The 19107-nt window shown below is 68.4% G+C and carries 17 protein-coding genes; 6 read left to right on the forward strand and 11 right to left on the reverse strand.

Translation table 11 applies throughout. From position 1 onward, the window contains the following. Positions 1-32: 32 nt before the first annotated feature. Positions 33-614, reverse strand: coding sequence for a thioredoxin family protein (locus DPV79_RS31820; protein WP_113047322.1), 582 nt, complete (start codon positions 612-614; stop codon positions 33-35). A gap of 242 nt (positions 615-856) precedes the next feature. Here DPV79_RS31820 and DPV79_RS31830 point away from each other — a divergent pair, with 242 nt between their 5' ends. Both DPV79_RS31830 and DPV79_RS31835 read left to right on the forward strand, forming a co-directional pair. Next, positions 857-1597 carry a response regulator gene (locus DPV79_RS31830; protein ID WP_021161177.1) on the forward strand — a complete coding sequence of 247 codons (741 nt, stop codon included), beginning with the start codon at positions 857-859 and terminating at the stop codon, positions 1595-1597. Beyond that, complete coding sequence (locus DPV79_RS31835; RefSeq protein WP_113047323.1) at positions 1594-2922, forward strand: ATP-binding protein; 1329 nt, start codon at positions 1594-1596, stop codon at positions 2920-2922. Before DPV79_RS31830 ends, DPV79_RS31835 begins: the two co-directional genes overlap by 4 nt. Positions 2923-3061: 139 nt before the next feature. Here DPV79_RS31835 and DPV79_RS31840 read toward each other — a convergent pair whose 3' ends face one another. The 4 genes from DPV79_RS31840 to DPV79_RS31860 all read right to left on the reverse strand — a co-directional run bounded on the left by DPV79_RS31840 (position 3062) and on the right by DPV79_RS31860 (position 5875). Then, a complete protein-coding gene (locus DPV79_RS31840) occupies positions 3062-3673 on the reverse strand; it encodes an alpha/beta fold hydrolase (protein WP_113047324.1) in 612 nt (203 codons plus the stop codon). 53 nt (positions 3674-3726) lie between these two features. Further along, entirely contained in the window at positions 3727-4461 is a 735-nt protein-coding gene (locus DPV79_RS31845) for a metallophosphoesterase family protein (protein ID WP_059685337.1), read from the reverse strand. Positions 4462-4693: 232 nt separating this feature from the next. Then, positions 4694-5230: a GNAT family N-acetyltransferase gene (locus DPV79_RS31855; protein WP_113047325.1), complete on the reverse strand. Its 537-nt coding sequence runs from the start codon at positions 5228-5230 to the stop codon at positions 4694-4696. Positions 5231-5242: 12 nt separating this feature from the next. Then, a complete protein-coding gene (locus DPV79_RS31860; protein WP_021161182.1) occupies positions 5243-5875 on the reverse strand; it encodes a LysE family translocator in 633 nt (210 codons plus the stop codon). Between the two features lie 305 nt (positions 5876-6180). On the opposite strand from DPV79_RS31860, the gene DPV79_RS31870 reads away from it, so the two are divergent. The 3 genes from DPV79_RS31870 (at position 6181) to DPV79_RS31880 (ending at position 10289) form a co-directional block, all read left to right on the forward strand. Beyond that, the gene (locus tag DPV79_RS31870) at positions 6181-7374 is read left to right on the forward strand and encodes a porin (protein ID WP_113047326.1); all 1194 of its coding nucleotides are present in this window, start codon (positions 6181-6183) and stop codon (positions 7372-7374) included. 100 nt (positions 7375-7474) lie between these two features. Further along, entirely contained in the window at positions 7475-7906 is a 432-nt protein-coding gene (locus tag DPV79_RS31875; protein WP_021161185.1) for a GFA family protein, read from the forward strand. 460 nt (positions 7907-8366) lie between these two features. After that, complete coding sequence (locus DPV79_RS31880) at positions 8367-10289, forward strand: SMP-30/gluconolactonase/LRE family protein (RefSeq protein WP_021161188.1); 1923 nt, start codon at positions 8367-8369, stop codon at positions 10287-10289. Between the two features lie 43 nt (positions 10290-10332). Here the strand turns inward: DPV79_RS31880 and DPV79_RS31885 are convergent, their stop codons facing one another. The 4 genes from DPV79_RS31885 to tetH are packed head-to-tail and all read right to left on the reverse strand — an operon-like array spanning position 10333 to position 13879. After that, entirely contained in the window at positions 10333-11271 is a 939-nt protein-coding gene (locus DPV79_RS31885) for a c-type cytochrome (RefSeq protein ID WP_113047327.1), read from the reverse strand. After that, positions 11268-11954 (reverse strand): c-type cytochrome, encoded by a 687-nt coding sequence (locus DPV79_RS31890; RefSeq protein ID WP_113047328.1) that lies wholly within the window; start codon positions 11952-11954, stop codon positions 11268-11270. The genes DPV79_RS31885 and DPV79_RS31890 overlap by 4 nt, the downstream gene beginning before the upstream one ends. A gap of 60 nt (positions 11955-12014) precedes the next feature. Beyond that, a complete protein-coding gene (locus DPV79_RS31895; protein ID WP_113047346.1) occupies positions 12015-13079 on the reverse strand; it encodes a molybdate ABC transporter substrate-binding protein in 1065 nt (354 codons plus the stop codon). Positions 13080-13087: 8 nt separating this feature from the next. Then, a complete protein-coding gene (gene tetH / locus DPV79_RS31900) occupies positions 13088-13879 on the reverse strand; it encodes a thiosulfate dehydrogenase (protein WP_113047329.1) in 792 nt (263 codons plus the stop codon). Between the two features lie 390 nt (positions 13880-14269). Here tetH and DPV79_RS31905 point away from each other — a divergent pair, with 390 nt between their 5' ends. Next, on the forward strand, positions 14270-15145 hold the full coding sequence (locus tag DPV79_RS31905) for a LysR family transcriptional regulator (protein ID WP_113047330.1): 876 nt from the start codon (positions 14270-14272) through the stop codon (positions 15143-15145). Positions 15146-15178: 33 nt separating this feature from the next. Here DPV79_RS31905 and DPV79_RS31910 read toward each other — a convergent pair whose 3' ends face one another. Beyond that, a complete protein-coding gene (locus tag DPV79_RS31910) occupies positions 15179-16381 on the reverse strand; it encodes a multidrug effflux MFS transporter (protein WP_113047331.1) in 1203 nt (400 codons plus the stop codon). A gap of 495 nt (positions 16382-16876) precedes the next feature. Continuing rightward, a complete protein-coding gene (locus DPV79_RS31915; protein WP_113047332.1) occupies positions 16877-19045 on the reverse strand; it encodes a TonB-dependent siderophore receptor in 2169 nt (722 codons plus the stop codon). Positions 19046-19107: the final 62 nt, after the last annotated feature.

Consider the following 19107-nt stretch of genomic DNA (forward strand, 5'->3'; position numbering starts at 1 on the left):
GGGCGAGTGCCACGCCCGCGCACCGGCGCCCGTCATTGCGTGCGCGTCGCGCCCTTCGTGCCTTCTCCCGCCTGCGCGAGCGCATCGCGAATCGCGGCCTCGGTCTTGTCGTACGCGCCTTCGCCATAGCGCGTATAGACGACCTTTCCGCTCGCGTCGATCAGGTAGAGCGCGGGCCAGTACTGGTTGCCGTACGCGCGCCACGTGTCGTAGCGGTTGTCCTGCGCGACCGGATAGCGGATGCCGAAGCGCCTGATCGCATCGGCGACGTTGCCCGCGTCGCGCTCGAACGGATACTCGGGCGTATGCACGCCGACCACCACGAGCCCCTGGTCGCGATACTTGCGGTCCCATTCCCTCACGTACGGAATCGTATGAATGCAGTTGATGCACGAGTACGTCCAGAAATCGACGAGCACGACCTTGCCGCGCAACTGGCCGAGCGTCAGCGGCGCGCTGTTGTGCCAGCGGTCGATGCCCGTGAAATCCGGTGCCGCCGTCCCGGCCTGCGAGGCCGGCATGCTCGCCTCGTCGCGGGTGCCGGCGAACGCGGCGAGCCCGGCCGTGGCGGCGAGGGCGATGACGAGGGCGGCGGTCTTGAGTCGGGGCAGCATGGCGTTCTCCTGAGCGGGAGGCCGCCGCGCGGAGGCGGCGGCCGGACGTGTTTCGACAGGCCCCATTAGGCGGCGCCGACGTATCTGCGATGTGTCCGGCAAGCCGCGCGTGTGCAATGTTGTGTGTCGTCGCGGCGGCGCGATACATTGGGATACAAACGCGTGTCCGCCGTGCGGTATAAAAGCGGACATCGCCTGCCTCGACTCATCGAATCATCGATACCTCGATACCGAAACGACCCATGGACAAGATCGACCACGTGCTGATCGTCGACGACGATCGCGCGATCCGCGAACTGATCGCGGATTATCTGGAGAAGAACGGCATGCGCGTATCGCTGGCCGCGAACGGCCGCGAGATGCGCAACGTGCTGGACGACGGCGCGCCCGACCTGATCGTGCTCGACCTGATGATGCCGGGCGAGGACGGCCTCACGCTGTGCCGCGACCTGCGCGCGGGCAAGTTCCGGACGGTGCCCGTGCTGATGCTGACCGCGCGCGGCGAGGAAACCGACCGCATCATCGGCCTCGAGATGGGCGCCGACGACTACCTCGCCAAGCCGTTCGCGGTGCGCGAACTGCTCGCGCGAATCCGCTCGGTGCTGCGGCGCGCGCGCATGCTGCCGCCCGGCATGCAGGTGACGGAAACGGCCGCGATGCTCGCGTTCGGCGAATGGCGTCTCGACACGACCGGACGCCACCTGCTCGATACCGACGGCACGCTGGTCGCGCTGAGCGGCGCCGAATACCGGCTCTTGCGCGTGTTCCTCGACAACCCGCAGCGCGTGCTGACGCGCGACCAGTTGCTCAATCTCACGCAGGGGCGCCAGTCCGACCCGTTCGACCGGTCGATCGACCTGCTCGTGAGCCGGTTGCGCCAGCGCCTGCGCGACGGCGCGCGCGAGCCGCGCTACATCAAGACGCTGCGCAACGAGGGCTATGTGTTCTCGTCGGCCGTGACCGCCGTCGACGGTACGCCATGAGCGCGCGCACGTTGACGTTGTGGCACTGGCCGCGCTCGCTGTTCGCGCGGCTCGCGTTGATCCTGTGCGTGGGCCTTGCGCTCGCGCAGACGCTGTCGTTCTGGCTCACGGTGACCGAGCGCGACCAGGCGACCACCAACCTGATGATGGGCTACATCGAGCGCGAGGTCGCCAGCTCGGTCGCGCTGCTCGACCACCTGCCGCCGGCCGAGCGGGCCGCCTGGCTGCCGCGCCTCGCGCGGCGCAGCTATGCGTTCATCCTCGGGCCCGGCGAGACCGGCACGCCGCCGGAAGCGCGGCTGTCGGCGCGCGTCGAGCGGTCGATTTCCGACGGCATCGGCGGCGACTATCCGCTGACCGCGAACGCGATCCCCGGCGACCGCGAACATCTGCAGGTGCATCTGCGCCTGACCGACGGGTCGCCGCTCACGATCGACATCCATCCGATGTCGACGGTGCCGCTGTCGGGCTGGCTGCCGGTCGTGCTCTTGCTGCAGCTCGCGGTGCTGGCCGCGTGCTGCTGGCTCGCGGTGCGGCTCGCGACGCGGCCGCTCAAGCAGCTCGCGCAGGCCGCCGATGCGCTCGGCCCCGACCTGAAGGGCGAGCGGCTGAACGAGGACGGGCCGTCGGAAGTCGCGCGCGCCGCCCGGGCGTTCAACGCGATGCAGGACCGCATCGCGCAGTACATGGCCGAGCGCATGCAGATCCTCGCGTCGATCTCGCACGACCTGCAGACGCCGATCACGCGAATGCGCTTGCGGGTCGACGTGATGGACGACGACACGCAGGGCGCGAAGCTGCGCCAGGACCTGCTCGAGATGGAGCATCTGGTGAAGGAGGGCGTGGCGTATGCGCGGACGCTGCACGGCACCGAGGAGGCCGCGCGCCGCATCGATCTCGATGCGCTGCTCGACAGCATCGTGTGCGATTACACGGATGCGGGGCAGGACGTCGCGCTGCACAGCCGCGCGCCGCTCGCGCTCGTCACGCGGCCGAAGGCGCTGCGCCGCATCGTCGGCAACCTCGTCGACAACGCGCTGAAGTTCGCGGGCACCGCCGAGATCGACGTGTACGCCGCGCCGGACGGCGGCGCGGTGATCGCCGTGCTCGACCGCGGGCCCGGCATTCCGGACGATCAGCTCGACGCGGTGTTCGAGCCGTTCCGGCGCGTGGAGACGTCGCGCAACCGGGAGACGGGCGGCACGGGGCTCGGCCTCGCGATCGCGCGGCAACTCGCGCTTGCGATGGGCGGCACGCTCACGCTGAACAACCGGGCGGACGGCGGCGGGCTGGAGGCGCGACTCACGCTGCGCAATGCGGGGTGACGGGGGGGCGGCGCGTGAGCCGCGGGGTTTCAGGTTCGTGCCGCAGCCGTAGCGGAAACTGACGCCGACGCCGACGCCGACGCCGACGCCGACGCCGACGCCGACGCCGACGCCGAAGCCGAAGCCGACGCGCGCGACGTCACACGCGCTGCAGATGCGCGTCGACGAGCGGCGCGAGCGTCGCCGCATGCACGGCCGCGAGATCGTGCCGGCCGCCCGGCACGACGTGCAGCTGCGCGTCGGGCAGCCGTTCGAGCAGGCGCCGGCCGGCCGCGACGGGGCTGAGCGGATCGTCGTCGCCCCACAGCAGCAGCGTCGGTTGCGCGATGCGGCCGATTTCCCGCGACAGGTCGGCACGGAACGTCAGGAACCAGTCGGGCAGTTGCGGGTTGGCTTGCGCGAACCCGGCCCGCCAGTCCTGCGCGCCGAGCCCTTCCATGTCCAGCCCGCCGGACGTGACCGTCAGTACGAGGTGCGTGACCAGGCCGGGCTTGTCGAGCGCCGCGCGCATCGCGATCACGCCGCCCATCGATTGCGCGATCACGGCGGTCGGCCGGTCGATCGTTTCCAGGACATGACGCACGAGGCTGTCGAAATCGTCGACGGCAGGATCGCGCGGCGTGTCGCCGAAACCCGGATAGCCGACGATCCGGCGCTCGGCCGGATGCATCAGGCTGCCGGCGAGCGGTTGCCAGAAGGCGGTGCTGCCCGATGCACCGGGCAGGAAGAGCAGTTGCGACGGAACGGTCATGGTGACGCGGTTTTCCAGTGAATGAAGTAACAGTGGGTGGCGGGGAGCGCGTGTCAGCACCGGCCGGTGCGCAGCGCGACGGTCCAGTCGTCGCGCCCGCGCGATGCCGCGGTGGCGGCCGCCGTGTGCCAGTCGTATTCGACCGCATGAAATTCGACGTTCCAGCCGGCCGCCGTGCGCGACACCATCGCGTAGCGCGCATGCGGCGAACCCGTCTCGATGCGGTGCGGGTGCGGCAGGTCGTCCGCGTAGGCCTGCAGCCCGACGCTGCCCGGGTTGACGATCAGCCGGCCGTCGTCGAGCCTGGCCGTCCGCGGGATGTGCGTGTGGCCGCACAGGATCAGCGATGCCGGTTCGTCGCCCGCGCGTTGCGCGATTTCCGCGGGCGTCGCCGCGCGGCAGCCGTCGGGCGTGACGGTTTCGAGGAAATAGGCGAGGTCGCTGCCGGGCGTGCCGTGCACCATCAACACGTCGCCGTCGAGCGTCGCGCGCTCGGGCAGCGCGGCGATCCATTCGAGATGATCGGCGCGCAGCGTGTCGTGCGCCCAGCGATCCGACAGCCGCATCGACTCGCGATCGCCGCCGAGCAGTTGCCGTTCGTGATTGCCCTTGATGGTCGGCAGGTCGAGCGCGATCAGGCGGTCGGCCGTTTCGGGCGGATGGAGCGCCCCCGACAGGATGTCGCCGAGATTGACGATCACGTCGGCGCCGCGGCGACGGACGTCGTCGAGCACCGCGTCGAGCGCGGCGAGGTTGCCGTGGATGTCGGACAGCGCGGCGATTTTCATGGTGGATCGTCGGGGAAGGGAACGGCGATTGTCGCCAATTCGGCTCGGGTCGTCCAATGGCTTGCGCATGTATGCATGCATGTATGCGATGCCGCAAGCCGCAAGCCGCAAGCGGCAAGCGGCAAGCGGCAAGCGGCAAGCCGCAAGCCGCAAGCCGCAAGCCGCAAGCCGCAAGCGGCAAGCCGCAAGCGGCAAGCCGCAAGCGGTTTGGCGTGAAGCTGCAGATGTCGCGTCAGTCGGTCGCGAGGCGCGCGTACATCGCGAAATCGCCCGGTGTGCCGCGCACCATCCTGTACGCGCGCAACAGCCCTTCGTAGCGGTAGCCGCACTTCTGCAGCACGCGCGCGGAGCCCGCGTTGCTGGTCAGCACCACGCCCTGCATGCGCATGAAGCCGCCGTCCGCGAAGGCCCACGCGGTGACGGCCGCGCACAGCGCGCTCGCGATTCCGCACCCCCAGTGCGACGGTGCGAGATCGTATGCGATCTCGGCCGAGAGGTTCGCGATGGAGACGGTATGCAGGCCGATCGTCCCGGCGAGCGCGCCCGATGCGTCGTCGATCACGGCGAGACGCCGGATCGAATCGGGGTCGGTCGATTCGATGGCGTCGAACAGCGGCAGCAGATCGTCGGGCGAGCGCAGGTTCCAGCTCGTGTGGCGGAAGACGTCAGGGTTCGACAGGTACGCGTACCACGCGTCGAGGTCGGCGCGTTCGAGCTGGCGGAGCGACAGGCCCGGCAAGCCGGAGCGGGGCGGTGCGGCGATTTTCATCGGTGTCCGCCCCTACGCCGCATGACGCCGGTACAACGCCAGCGACCCGGCGAGCGCGAGCAGCATCGCGCCGCACGTGCGTTCGAGCCACAGCGCGCCCGCGCGCTTCAGCAGCCGCACCGCGCGTGCGCCGAGCAGCGCATAGCCGAACATCACCGCGCCGTCGAGCAGCGCGAAGGTGACCGCGAGCGCGACGTATTGCGGCGCGAGCGGCGCGGACGGATCGAGGAACTGCGGCAGGAACGCGGAGAAGAACAGGTAGCCCTTCGGATTCGTCACCGCCGTGAGGAAACTCTTCGCGAAGATCGACGCGTTGCGCCCGGATACCGCTTCACCGTGCGCGGCGGCGACGTCGAGCGAACCCTTCGACATCAGCAGCCGGATGCCGACGTACGCGAGGTAAGCGGCGCCGAGCCACTTCACGACCGAGAACCAGAACGCCGACGCCATCAGCAGCGCGCCGAGGCCGAGCGCGACCGCGACGATCAGCACGAAATCGGACAGCATCGCGCCCGCGAAGCCGTAGGCCGCGCGTCGCACGCCGTAGCGCGAGCCGTTGGTCAGCGCGAGCAGCACGGTCGGGCCGGGTGTCGCGATGCCGACGAAGGCGACGGCGGCGAAGACCAGCAGGGTCGTTTCATGCATGACGGAACTCCCGAGGGAAGGGGCGCGCTCGATTATCGGCTGTGCCCGCCCGGGCTGTACAGGGACGGCGCGCCGCGCACACGGCCGCCCGATCGACTATCTCGATTTTGGCAATAAACTTTTTTCATTATTCCGCTTCAGGTTGAAACCGGTTCCATCTACCATGGCGGCCGCAGCGGGCATGCCCGCCGCGTCGTCGCGCGCGGACGATGCCGGCCTCGCACCGCCGGCGGATCTCGCCGCCCGCGCGCTACTCGCAACTGACAGCCAGAACAACGGGTTCACCGCCCGGAGACACGACAATCATGAACAAGCAACTGATCGCAGCCCCGCTGCTGCTCTCGCTCGCGGGCGTCGCCGCCGCGCAAAGCTCCGTCACGCTGTACGGCATCGTCGACACGGGCGTGACCTATCGCAGCAACGAACGGGTCGGCTCCGCGGGCGCGTACACCGGCCATTCGAACGTCGGGCTCACGACCGGCAACCTGTCCGGCAGCCGCTGGGGCATCAAGGGGTCCGAGGATCTGGGCGGCGGGATGCGCGCGCTGTTCGTCCTCGAGAACGGTTTCGACATCACGAACGGCACGTCGGGCCAGGGTGGCCGCCAGTTCGGCCGCCAGGCGTTCGTCGGCCTGGGCAGCGACCGCTACGGCACGGTCACGCTCGGCCGCCAGTACACGTCGCTCGACGACTTCGTGAGCCCGGTCGGCCCGTCGTCGTTCATCGGCGGCTTCGGCGCACACCCGGGCGATATCGACGACCTCGACCAGACGGCGCGCGTCGACAGCTCGATCAAGTACACGAGTGCCAACTACTCGGGCTTCACGTTCGGCGCGCTGTACGGTTTCGGCAGCCAGCCGGGCAGCATGAAGCAGCGCAACACGTGGAGCGTCGGCGCGGCCTACGCGGCGGGCCCGCTGCGTGTCGGCGTCGGTTACGAGCGTTCGGACAACAGCAAGACGGGCGCGACCGACCCGACGGCCGGCAAGTGGCAGAGCACCGACGACGGGCTGTTCAACTCGTCGATCAACGAAGGCTATGCGAGCGCGCAGTCACAGCAGATCATCGCGACCGGTGCGACCTACGATTTCGGCCCGGCCGTCGTCGGGGTGAACTACAGCAACGTGCAGTACCGCAGCGGCGACCAGTCGCGGTTCACGGGCCACGCGACGTTCAACGTCGCGGGCGTGTTCACGCGCTGGAACGTGCGCCCGCAGACGCAACTGTTCGCGGGCTACAGCTACACGCGCGGCAGCGATGTCGATGGCGTGGACGACCGCGCGCAGTATCACAACGTCACGCTCGGCGCCACCTACGACCTGTCGAAGCGCACCAGCGTGTACCTGCTCGGCGCGTACCAGCACGCATCGGGCATGACGCTCGACGCGCTCGGCCGGCCGGTGGCCGCGACCGCGTCGGTGTCCGACAAGGCGAACGGCCACTCGTCCGATTCGCGGTCGCAGGCCATCGTCAGCCTCGGCCTGCGCCAGAAGTTCTGACGCGCAGCGATCGTTGCGCCCGCAACGTTGCCCGCAGCCGATGCGGGCGACGTTGCAGGCATGCCCCTATACTGTCGCCTCCGTTCTTCGAGGAGACGACATGACCCGAACGTATTCCGCGAGTTGCCTGTGCGGAACCGTCACCGTGACGTTGCGCGGTGAGCCGGCGGCGCGCGCGAACTGCCATTGCGCGACCTGCCGCGATTTCTACGGCACGCCGGTGCTGTCCGCGACCGCATGGCCGCCGGAGCAGGTGGCCGTCGAGGGCGGCCATGCGACGTTCCCGCATCCGGCGAAGTCGATGTCGCGCACGTATTGCGCGTCCTGCGGCGAGATCGTGTGCGGCACCAACCGGCTCGGCATGCGCGTCGTACCGAACAGCCTGGCCGCGCGTGCGCACGGCGGGCAATTGCCCGGCGACCTGCAGCCGACGATGCACCTGTTCTACCGGCACCGCGTGATCGACGTCGTGGACGCGCTGCCGAAATTCCTCGACGGCTGGGACGGCCCGACGCTCGACGACGCGAACTGAACGATCGCGGCTGCGTGCCGGCACGGCCGGCGCGCGGTTCTCTCCGCCGTATCCCGCTTTCTCCTTTCTCCCTTCCTCCCGCCGCATGCCGCCGCGCTGAATCGCACCGACGCGATCGAGCCGGATAATATTTTTTCCCTTTCATTTAAATTTCGATTTGTAATCATCGAGCCCATTTCCGGGGAATGAAAAAGGCAATGCGTGAATTTCAGAAAAAATGACGTATTTGCATTGAGCAATCCGGAAGAAAATGCCGGGGAAAAGCGCCGAAGCCGTGCGGCCGGCAAGCCGTTGCGGCGCGGTGGGCGGGTTTGACCATCGTTGACGGAAAAGCGCCGGACGGCAAAAAGAATGGCGTGAATAATTCGGGAGGAAGGCGAATGCGCTTTAGCCGGAATCACCAATATTTCATGCGCCGCGATTTACAGTGTCGACAATTGAACGTTCGGGAGCATTATTCATGTCAATGAAACAAATTCGGGCGGCATTGCTGGGAATGTGCATGGCGATGCTGGCGCCGGCGAGTCACGCGCAGGTGTCGTACTCGACCGACTGGCTCGCGAACACGTACGGCACGCTGGCCCAGCACGTGGGCAATGCCGCGCGCTCGATGTGGGTCGCCCCCGAGGGCGTGATCTACACGGCGTCGCGCTGGGACGAGAACGCGGGCGGTGTCGCGCTCTACCAGAACGGGCAGCCGATGGGCACGATCGGCATCCACGACGAATTCCAGGGCGGCGCGATCACCGGCAACGCGACGTCGATCTTCGTCGCGCTCGGCTACAACCGCAACTTCGGCAGCGGCTCGGTGGGCCGCTACAACCGTGGCACGAACCAGCGCGACCTGCGCATCCCGGTCAGCACGTGGACGGGCCTGCCGAATCCGGACGTGATCACCGGCCTCGCGACGGCCGGCAACCTGCTGTATGCGAGCGATTTCTACGGCAACCGCGTGCGCGTCTATACGACCGACGGCGTCTGGCAGCGCGACATCGGCGTGACCGGGCCCGGTGCGCTGGCGCTCGATGCGGCGGGCAACCTGTGGGTGGCGCGCATGAGCGCGGGCGTGGTCGTGCAGTACAGCGCGACCGGCACGCTGATGAACACGATCCAGATGGCGGCCGGCGCACGGCCGTCGGCGCTGTATTTCGACGCGTCGACGGGGCAGTTGCTGGTGGGCGACCAGGGCCCGGACATGAACATCAAGCTCTACAGCCTCGCCGGGCTGCCGCAGCAGGTCGGCACGTTCGGCGTGCAGGGCGGTTATCTCGACACGACATCGGGCATCAAGGGGCAGGTCGGCGACAAGCGCTTCACGCGCGTGGTCGGCATCGGCAAGGATGCCGGCGGCAACCTGTACGTGCTCAACAATGCGTGGGGCGGGGGCTGGGATCTCGGGCGCAACGGCAGCACCGACCTGCATTCATACGGCCCGACGGGCACGCTGCAATGGAAGCTGCAGGCGCTGAACTTCGAGGCGATCGCCGCGCCCGACCCGGCGACCGACGGCGCGTTCTTCTATAGCGGCAACAACGTGTACACGGGCTCGGCCGGCGGCACGTTCGTCGCGAATACGGTCGATCCGTTCAGCTATCCGAAGGACCCGCGCCTCGACATGAACGACTACCAGCGCGGCCAGCACTTCGGCCAGCTCGTGACGGTCGGCGGCAACCGGATCCTCGTCGCATCGGGCCAGAACCCCGGCAACTTCAACTTCTACTACTTCACGCCGGCGACCGGCTATATCGCGAATCCGGCCGGCTCGCTGCCGGGCAAGCCGTTCAACACGACGCTGCAGGTCACGGCCGGTTTCGACATCGACGGCAACGGCGACGTGTGGGCCGGGTTGAACGGCTCCAACGTGATTACCCGCTACCCGATGACGGGCTTCGACGCGACCGGCAAGCCGTCGTGGGGCAAGCCGACGACGACGGCCGTGCCGGGCACCGTGGCGCCCGTCACGCGCATCATCTACCAGGCGGACAGCGACACGATGATCCTCGCGCAGGGCCTCGCCGGCAATTGGGACTGGACCGCGATGAACGGGCATATCGAGGTCTATCACGGCTGGAAGAACGGCAATACGAGCGCGCCGAACCCGGTGATCAACCTGACGAGCGCGAACCCGAAATCGATCGCGGCGGCCGGCCACTACCTGTTCGTCGGCTACGTGCACACCGTGCCGAACGTCGACGTGTTCGATCTCAACACGGGCGCCCTCGTCACGACGCTGACCAACTCGAACACGTCGGCGATGGATGTCGGCAACGACGTCGACTCGATGTACGGGATCCGCGCGTACCTGCGCTCGACCGGCGAATACGTGATCACGAAGGACAACTACAACGGCACCAGCATGATCGTGTATCGCTGGCGTCCGTGAACGCGCGGGCCGGGCAGGCCGCGCGGCCTGCCCGGCGCCCGCGTCACGGCGCGCCGAGCACGCGGCCGTTCACGCTGAGCCCGTACATCGAATCGGGCGAATCGTGGAATTTCGCGCGCGTGTCGTGCACCGAGCCCGTGAAGCGCGGGTCCTGCGGACGTTCGTGGCTGTCCATGAAGGTCGCGACGTCCCACGCTTCCTGATCGGTCAGCGTGCCGCCGAGCCCGAGCGGCATGTTGGCCTTGATGAAGCCGGCCGCATTGCGGATGTCGCCCATCCCCGCGCCCCAGTTGAACGAACGCGCGCCCCACAGCGCCGGGAAGACCGCCTTGCCGCCGCTCGACTGCCCCTGGCCGTCCGCACCGTGGCACAGCGCGCAGTGCTGCGTGTAGACGGCGGCGCCGCGCGCATAGTCGGCCTTCTGCGCGGGCGGCGGCAGTTTCAGGAAACCCTGCCCCGGCAGCTTCGTGCCGACCGGCGCGCCCTTCGCGAGCCAGTACGAATAGGTTTCGAGCGCGACGAGAATCGGGTCGCCGGCCGGCGGCGCCTTGCCGTTCATGCTGTAGCGGAAGCATCCCTGCAGGCGCTCGGCGAACGTGTTCACGTGGCCGTTCTTGCTGCGGTACGCCGGATACAGCAGGTACGCGGCCCACATCGGGCTCGAATCGGGCCGCCGGCCCGCGTCGAGGTGACAGCTCGCGCAGGTCAGCTTGTTGCCGACGTACTTGCCCGCGAACTCGGGCGTGTGCAAAAAGATCTGCTCGCCGAGCTTCACGGTCTTGCCGAACTCGTCGGCGGGGATCGCGGATTCGGCGGGCGGCGCGAACGGCCTGGCGGCCGCCGCAACGGCGGAGGGCGCGGATGCGGAAGCGTTGGCCGGTGGTGCATCCTGCTGTGCGGCCGCGAACGCGAGCGCGGGCATCCAGGCCGCGCCGAGCAGTGCCGCGCGGGTGCGGCGGATCAGCGTCGTGCGGTCGATCATCGCTTGTCTCCCTGCGCGGCGCCGCCGCGTGCGTAGTAGGCGGCCACTGCGTCGATGTCGGCGTCGGACAGCTTGCCGGCGATCGCCGGCATCAGCGCCATCGGCCCAGGCGGGCGCGTGCCGTGTTTCCAGCCGTTCAACTGGCCGGCGATATAGGCGGCAGGCTGGCCCGCGAGCGGCGGAAACGCGCTGCCCACGCCGAGGCCGCCGGGGCCGTGACACTGGGCGCATGCGGGCAGGCCTTGCGACCAGCGTCCGCGCGTCGCGAGCCACGCGCCGGTGTTCGCCGGATCGATCGACGTGTCGTCGGCGGCGACGATGCCGACCGGCGCGGGCAGGCTCGCGAAGTACGCGGATACCGCATCGCGCTCGTGCGGCGTCAGCAGTTTCGAGAGCGGCTGCATGACGGGATTCTGGCGGCTGCCGTCCGCGAACGCGGCAAGCTGCGCGGACAGATACGCGGCGCTCGTGCCCGCGAGGCGCGGGAAGCCGGCCGCCGCGTTGCCTTCGCCCTGGCTGCCGTGGCAGCCGATGCAGGCGGCGACGCCCGTCGTCGAACCCTGTGTCGCGAGCGTCTTGCCGAGCGCCGCGTCGTCCGCGCGCGCGTGGCCGCCCAGCAGCGTCGCCGCGGCGAGCAGCAGCGGCGCGAACCGGCGTCGCGGTGTGTGCACCGTATCGTTCACGTGTCCCCTCCTTGTTGTAGGCCGCGGCCGCGCCGCCGGGCAGCCGGCGCGGCCGCGCGGTCAGCCCGCGTCGGGCTGCTTCTCCTGCTGCGCCGGCGCGAGGTGCTGCGGCGGTGTCGTCGCATCGTATCGGCCGAAGCCGTAGCGCTGGAAGATCTCGAACGCTTCCGGCGACCGGATGAACGCGAGCCATGCGCGCGCGGCTTCCGGATGCGGCGCGTCCTTCACCATCGCGCCCGCATAGATCGCAGTCGTATTCTGCTCGGCCGGAATGTCGATGTGCATCAGCGGATGCCCGACCTGTTCCTGGAACGCCGCCTCGGATTGCCACAGCACGCCCGCGTCCGCGCGCCCCTGCATCAGGAACAGCGCGGTTTCCCGATGGTGGATGTGCGTGAGCTCGGTCGTGCCGGCGCGCACCTTGTCGTCGTAGACGGTACGCGCGAGCGCGTCGCCGCCGGCCTTCACGAGCGACGCGCGGATCTGCCGCGCGACGCCTTCGAATGCAGGATTGGGCATCGCAAGCTGCACGTCGGGCCGCGCGAGGTCGTTCAGCGACGCGATGCGCTTCGGATTGCCGGCGCGCACCATGATCGTCAGCTGGTTCGTCACGTAGGGCACGGCCGGGCCGGCGAGCGTGCCGTCCGCGATCAAGCCGTCGATCTTGCCGAGCCCCGCGAAATACGCGTCGGGCTTGACCGTCCACGTCATGTTGCCGACGGTGATCGTGCCGCCCGCATGGATCTGCTTCACGAGCAGGCCGGGCGGGATCGTCTCCCAGTAGATGCGGCCGCGGTACTCGGGATGGTCTTCCTCGAACTTCGCGACGAGCGGCGCCATCGCGAAGAAATAGTTGCCGCCGACGAACAGCACGAGCTTCGGCGCGGTGAGGTCGCCGTGGAAATCGGCGAGCACGTCGACCTGCGGCACCGTGAATTCGAGGCCACGATGCGTCGCGTCGTTGTTGCGGCCGTCCTGCCAGGGCGGGAAGACGTTCGCGGCGGGGCCGGCCGGCGCGGCGAGCGACAGCGCCGGTGCGCAGCAGAGCCAGGCGGCCAGCACGGCGCGCAGCGTGCGCCGACGGCGGGGCAACGGTGACGGCGGTTGCATGGGGATCGATGTCATCGCGGTGCTCATTTTGCGTACGTGAAGCCGGCCTGCTGCAGTTCGGGCAGCGTGCCGACCGCACCCGGCGTGACGATTGCCGACGGGATCACGTGGTTGGTCAGGTCGGCCGCGAGCGCGTCGAGCGGCAGCTTGTCGGGATTCGCGTTCGCGCCGTCGAGCCGCTCCGCGAGTTCCCAGATCGCGTTGTGGCACGACAGGAACACGACGCCGCGCTGCTGCAGCGCGGCGATGCTGTTGTCGTGCGACGAGAACGCGCCGTCGGGCGACTCGTGGTCTTGCGCGCCCTTCGATTGCGCGGGTTTCGCGTCGAGCAGCATGTTGGCCGGAAAGGCGGCGCCGGCGAATTTCGCGAGGCCGTATTTGTCCCACGCGGCCTGGTCGAACAGTGCGAGATGCGCGCTGCCGTGCGTGGCCGATACGACGAGGAAATCCGGATGGCGATACGACCAGATCTGCGCGTTCAGCGAATTGCGCATCAGGTTCAGCCACGGGCCGCCGAGCTCGGTGTTGTCCCACACCTGCTTCGGGCCGCCGCGGTAGCCGGCCAGTTCGGCGAGCGCCGCATGATCCCACTGGTCGGGGCGTTCGAGGATCATCGGCACCGTCTTGAAGTCGCGCCGCCGCAGCGCGGCCGCGAGGCGGCGCGTGAGGTCGGCGAGGTGCGTGGCGCCGCCGGGCAGCAGCGCGCCGGTTTCGGGCGCGGCGGCGCGAGCGGGGCGCGCGGCGGCGAGCAGCGCGGTGCCGGCCGCGAGGCCGAGTGTCTTGAGCGCGCCTCGGCGCGCGTGCCGGTCGGACATGGGGTATCTCCCGGAATCGTTTTTGTGGGGGCGTGCCGCGTTGCGGTACGGCGCTGCGGCGTCGCGAATGCGTAGCCAGTTTAGCGGCGCGTGTCCGGTACGGAAAATCGCGGTATCGGATGGGAGATATTCGGGAGGCTGATGATTGGGCGGCCGGGGTTGGGGCGATCGGTGAAACGACCATCGGTTCGGTCATTGCACTCGGCTTCGTTCGCCGAGCCCGTCGTTGAGGGGCTTCCTGCGGCCGGTTCCGGTTCCGGTTTTGATCGGCGAATCGATCGTCCAGTTGATACGGATAGCTGATTATCTGGAACGGGCTGAACAGGATCGACTTGTATAATCGCCTTCTGCGAATGCACACATGCCTTACCGAGAGAGAGAACGTTACTCATGAATTGGGACGATGCCCGCGTTTTTCTGGCCGTTCATCGCACCGGAACGCTGCGCGAGGCCGCGGCCGTTCTCGATGTCGACCAGGCCACCGTGGGGCGACGGTTGACCGCACTCGAGAAGGCGCTCGGTGCGAAGCTGTTTCTCAAGACATCGTCCGTTTATGTCGTGACGCAGGTCGGCGAGCGTTCGCTGCAGGCCGCGGAAGCAATGGAACAGGCGGCGTGCGAATTCGAGCGCCGCGTCCAGGGCTCGGACGATCGCCTCGAAGGCGAGGTCCGGGTGACGACGACCGATTCCCTCGCGATGGATTTCGTCGTTCCCGCGATACGGGAGCTGCGCCGGAAATGTCCGGCGATACACGTGATCCTGACGACGTCCGTGCAGGTGCTCAACCTGACGCGACGCGATGCGGATCTCGCGATTCGCACCGTGATGCCGGAAAATCCCGACCTCGTGCGCCGGAAGCTCGCCGAATGGGAGGTCGGGCTGTTCGCGAGCCGCGAGTATCTGGATGCGCATGGCGAGCCCGCGATCGGAGCCGCGTTCGAAGGGCATGACCTGGTCGTCTACCAGCCCGGCACGACGTCGAACCAGGGGCACGCGCTGTGCGGCGAGTCGATGGAACGCGGGCGCATCGTGGCGCAGGTGAGTTCGAGCCTGATGCTGGCGGCGTCGATCCGGTCGGGTATCGGCATCGGCGAACTCCCCGCGTATATGGCGCAAGACGACGATTCGCTCGTGCGAATCTGGCCCGACCGGACGCGAGCCGTGCCATATCAGGTCTGGCTCGTATCGCATACCGACCTGAACCGGACGGCGCGCGTTCGGGCGGTCACCGCAGAGATCGCGGCTACGTTCGACCGTTATCGATAGCGGCCGGGGCCTCGCCCGCGCAGGGTCACGGGCTCAACGGGGGAGCGTGTCGCGCATCGAGCGCGTGCGCCGCGCGGCACACCAGCGCGGCACGATCGCGATGGCCGCGACGATCGCGAAGAACGGGATGGCCGCCGCCAGCACGTGGCTTCCGGTGCCGAGCAGGCCGCCGGACACGGTGGCGGCGAGCGACGCACTGCCGATCTGGAAGAAGCCGACCAGCCCCGACGCCGTCGCCGCGCGCCCGTGTTCGCTCGCGATGGCGCCCGAGACCGCGAGCGACAGCGACGATCCATTCGACAGGCTGACGAGCACCATCGGCATCACGATCGCGACGACCCCTTTGACGTGCCACGATTCGCACAGGGCGAACGCCGTGCCGCCGGCAACGAAGCAGCCCACGCCGGCCACGACGATCGAGTCGTAGGACATCCGGTCGAGCATGCGGCGCGCAACCAGGTTGGCGGAAACGATGCCGGCGGTCAGCGGCAGATAGAGCCAGCCGCTTTGCCGTTCCGAAAGACCGAGGCCGGAGAAGATGAACGGCGACTGCGTCAGGTAGACGAACCACGCGCAATAGATCGCACAGACGACGAGCGTGTAGCGGATGAAGGCCCGGTCCGCGAGTACGCCGGTGAAGCCGGCCAGCGGTGCGGCGCGATGTTGGCCCGGCGCGACGGGCGGCCGGGTTTCCTTCAGGAGCAACTGAACGAGCGCGAGTGCGACGACGCCGAATGCGGCGACGAAAATGAAATCGCTTCGCCACCCGAACGCCGCAGCCAGATATCCGCCGATTGCGGGGGCGATTGCAGGAGACAGCGACACGAGCGGATACACGATGCTGTAGATCTTCGCGGATGCGTTCTTGTCGCAGGTGTCGGCGATGATCGCGCGACCGATGACGAGGCCGGACGCCGCGCCGAGCGCTTCGAGCACGCGCCATCCGAGAAAGCTCGCGAAGCCGCCGGCGCTTGCGCAGCCGATCGAGCCAAGGATGTACAGGACGATGCCGGCCGTCAGCACGGGTTTGCGTCCCCATCGATCGGAGAGGGGGCCGTAGGCCAGCTGCGCGCAGGCGAGCGCGATCAGGTAAGCCGATACCGTCTGCGGCATCTGCCATGCGCCGATCGAAAACTCGTGGGCCATCGACGGCATCGCGGGCAGGTAGACGTCGGACGCGATCAGGCCGAAGGCGCTGAGCATGGAGACGACGAGGATGAGTGAGAGGTTGGACATGTTCGCAGGTGGTTGGAGCGGAGCGCGTGAGCGAATGGAGAGGTAGACGCGCATCGGGCCGCCGTGGGGAAAAGCCGGGGCGATCATACGGCGCGCGATGCGGTTCGGGAGCGGGCGGAAATGCATCGCTCGGATGCATTTTTGCGGGCGGTGAAGCGAGTGCCGGGGAGGCGTGTAAATGGTGGCGTCGGGTGCCGCGCGGGACGGCAGTCAAGCGGAATCCGGCGCTGGTGTGGGCGGCAAGCAACGGGGTGATTCGCTGTCGTTCCTGCTTCGCCGGCGGATCGGACGATGTTCCGTCGCCGCGTCGTTGGTGGTTGTCCGGCGCCACGCGCGCGGATTCGCGGTGACCGCTTGCGAAGCGGCAAGGATGTCGCACTGGGGCAAGGGGTGAGTCGCTACGTGTCGTGAGCGGCTGCGAATGCGGCCGTGGTGCAAGGGCCGCCGCGTTTGGGCCGGCCCATGCACGCATCGGGCGATCGGAACGTCAGGCCATCAGAACGACACCGTCGTCGTCAGCGTGACGAGCCGCGGCTCGCCGACCGCGACGATCAGGTTGTTGTTGCTCGACGGGTAGTAGGTCTTGTCGAGCAGGTTCTTCACGTTGAGCTGGAAGCGTGTCGGGAACTTGCCGATCGTCGTTTCGTAGGCTGCGAAGGCATCGACGGTCACATAACCGGGCAGCGTGAAGCTGTTCGCCGTGTCGCCGGAGCGTGCGCCGACGAGACGCGCGCCGCCGCCGAAGCGCCAGCGGCCGGGCAGATTCGCGATGGCCGTGTCGTACACGGCGAACAGGCTCCCGATATGGCGCGCGACGTTCGTGAGCGGGGTGTTGCTGTCGCGATCGGTCGCGTTCGTATACGCATAGCTGCCGATCAAGCTCAGGTGGCGCGTGATCTGCCCGGCGACGTCGAGCTCGATCCCGCGCGAGCGCGCGGTGCCGATCGTCGACGTGATGTCGCCGACCGTGACCGCCACGTTGCGCTTGTCGATCTGGTAGACCGCGAGCGTGCCGGTGATCGCGGGCTTCAGGCTGAACTTCAGCCCGGCCTCGAGCACGCGGCCGTATTCCGGCGCGAGCGGCGCGGCGACGTTCGATGCGACGTTCGGCTTGAACGACCGGCTCACGTTCGCGTAGGCGGTCAGCGCCGGCGTGAGCGCGTATGCGAGCCCGAACTGCGGCAGCCAGACGCTGCCGCGCGAGCGGTCGGCGAACACGAACGGCCGGCCCATCCCCGATTCCTGCTGCCAGTTTTCCCAGCGCAGCCCGCCTACCGCGGTGAGGCGGTCGGTGATCTTCACCGAGTCCTGCACGATCGTCGAATACGCACGCACGACCGAGCGCGAATCGCTTTGCTTCGCGTTGGGCGTGCCGCCCGCCGCGAGCAGGCCGTACACGGGATCGTAGAGATTGAAGCCCGTCGTCGCCTTGCCGCGGATCGTGTCGCCGCGGAAGCTGCGCTGCCGTTCGTATTCGCCGCCGATGTAGATCGCGTGGTTCATCCCGGCGAGCGTCACGTTGCCGAGCAGGCCGAGCGTCGCGATCTGGTCGGAGTCGTTGCGTCCGAGGTTCGCGTCGGACGAGCGTGTCATTGCGCCCGTCTTGCTGTTGAACGAGTTGCCGCGGGTGATGGTTTGGTCGTAGCGGTCGCGGCCCCAGCCGTAGGTCGCGCGCACGCGCCATGCGTCGGAGAAGCGGTGCTCGATGCGCGTCCGCAGCGTTTCCTGGATGCCGCTGCTTTGCGACCATGCTTCCTCGTAGCGGCGATAGCGCAACGCATCGTCGAGCTGGCCGTTCACGAGCACGGTGCCGCGATCGAACGGCATCGTGTAGTCGACGTACTGATAGCTGACGTCGATCGACGTGTTCGCGTCGTGCCACGACAGCGCGGGTGCGATCAACGCGTTGCGTTCGCGGCCGAAGCTGCGCCAGTAGCGGCTCGTGTCGTATTCGCCGGTCAGCCGGAACGCGAGCGTGCCGCCCGCGACCTGGCCCGGCTTGCCGAGCGGCCCCGTGAGATCGAACTGCGCGTTGCTGCCGCCGTGGTTCGTGTGCGATGCGGAGATCGAGCCGCCGAACGTGTCTTCCGGCTTGCGCGTGACGAGATTGATCACGCCGCCCGGATCCTGCATCCCGTACAGCAGCGAAGCCGGGCCCTTCAGCACCTCGACGCGGTCGATCGTCGCGAGATAGCTGTGCAGCACCGGCGTGCGCACGCCGTCGACCAGCACGGAGCCGTCGTTGTTCGACCCGAAGCCGCGCTTGATGAACGCGTCGCGCGTGCCGCCGAGCGTGTTGGTTTGGGTCACGCCGCTGATGTTGCCGAGCACGTCGTCGAGCGAACGCGCCTGCTGGTCCTGCATCACGCTGCTGCTGACCACCGCAACCGATTGCGGAATCTCCTTCAACGGACGGTCGCTGCCGCCCGCGATGCTGCTGGTGCGCGGCTGGTAGCCGATGGTCGGGTCGACGGTCGACGATGCGTTGACGTTGATGGCGGGGAGTTCTTTCCCGGCCGGCGTCGCGGGTGCCGATGCGGTTGCACCGGCTTCGGCGTTGGCCGCATGCGCGCCGCTTGCGACGCAAAGGGTAATCAGGGCAGGCAGGCTCGAGCGCCACGGACACGGGGTCCGGACGCGGCGGGGCGTTCGACGGGATGGCATGAATCGATACAGGAGGGAGTGCTAAGGATCGTGTCGCGGGCCGCGGCGTTTCGTTACGGCCA

The organism is Burkholderia reimsis, assembly GCF_003294055.1.
GTDB classification, from domain to species: Bacteria; Pseudomonadota; Gammaproteobacteria; order Burkholderiales; family Burkholderiaceae; genus Burkholderia; species Burkholderia cepacia.

What these genes read in the sequence shown, in the direction of transcription:
- DPV79_RS31820 (WP_113047322.1), bottom strand. Translation starts at nt 614, where the DNA reads ATGCTGCCCCGACTCAAGACCGCCGCCCTCGTCATCGCCCTCGCCGCC.
- DPV79_RS31830 (WP_021161177.1), top strand. Translation starts at nt 857, where the DNA reads ATGGACAAGATCGACCACGTGCTGATCGTCGACGACGATCGCGCGATC.
- DPV79_RS31835 (WP_113047323.1), top strand. Translation starts at nt 1,594, where the DNA reads ATGAGCGCGCGCACGTTGACGTTGTGGCACTGGCCGCGCTCGCTGTTC.
- DPV79_RS31840 (WP_113047324.1), bottom strand. Translation starts at nt 3,673, where the DNA reads ATGACCGTTCCGTCGCAACTGCTCTTCCTGCCCGGTGCATCGGGCAGC.
- DPV79_RS31845 (WP_059685337.1), bottom strand. Translation starts at nt 4,461, where the DNA reads ATGAAAATCGCCGCGCTGTCCGACATCCACGGCAACCTCGCCGCGCTC.
- DPV79_RS31855 (WP_113047325.1), bottom strand. Translation starts at nt 5,230, where the DNA reads ATGAAAATCGCCGCACCGCCCCGCTCCGGCTTGCCGGGCCTGTCGCTC.
- DPV79_RS31860 (WP_021161182.1), bottom strand. Translation starts at nt 5,875, where the DNA reads ATGCATGAAACGACCCTGCTGGTCTTCGCCGCCGTCGCCTTCGTCGGC.
- DPV79_RS31870 (WP_113047326.1), top strand. Translation starts at nt 6,181, where the DNA reads ATGAACAAGCAACTGATCGCAGCCCCGCTGCTGCTCTCGCTCGCGGGC.
- DPV79_RS31875 (WP_021161185.1), top strand. Translation starts at nt 7,475, where the DNA reads ATGACCCGAACGTATTCCGCGAGTTGCCTGTGCGGAACCGTCACCGTG.
- DPV79_RS31880 (WP_021161188.1), top strand. Translation starts at nt 8,367, where the DNA reads ATGTCAATGAAACAAATTCGGGCGGCATTGCTGGGAATGTGCATGGCG.
- DPV79_RS31885 (WP_113047327.1), bottom strand. Translation starts at nt 11,271, where the DNA reads ATGATCGACCGCACGACGCTGATCCGCCGCACCCGCGCGGCACTGCTC.
- DPV79_RS31895 (WP_113047346.1), bottom strand. Translation starts at nt 13,079, where the DNA reads ATGACATCGATCCCCATGCAACCGCCGTCACCGTTGCCCCGCCGTCGG.
- tetH (WP_113047329.1), bottom strand. Translation starts at nt 13,879, where the DNA reads ATGTCCGACCGGCACGCGCGCCGAGGCGCGCTCAAGACACTCGGCCTC.
- DPV79_RS31905 (WP_113047330.1), top strand. Translation starts at nt 14,270, where the DNA reads ATGAATTGGGACGATGCCCGCGTTTTTCTGGCCGTTCATCGCACCGGA.
- DPV79_RS31910 (WP_113047331.1), bottom strand. Translation starts at nt 16,381, where the DNA reads ATGTCCAACCTCTCACTCATCCTCGTCGTCTCCATGCTCAGCGCCTTC.
- DPV79_RS31915 (WP_113047332.1), bottom strand. Translation starts at nt 19,045, where the DNA reads ATGCCATCCCGTCGAACGCCCCGCCGCGTCCGGACCCCGTGTCCGTGG.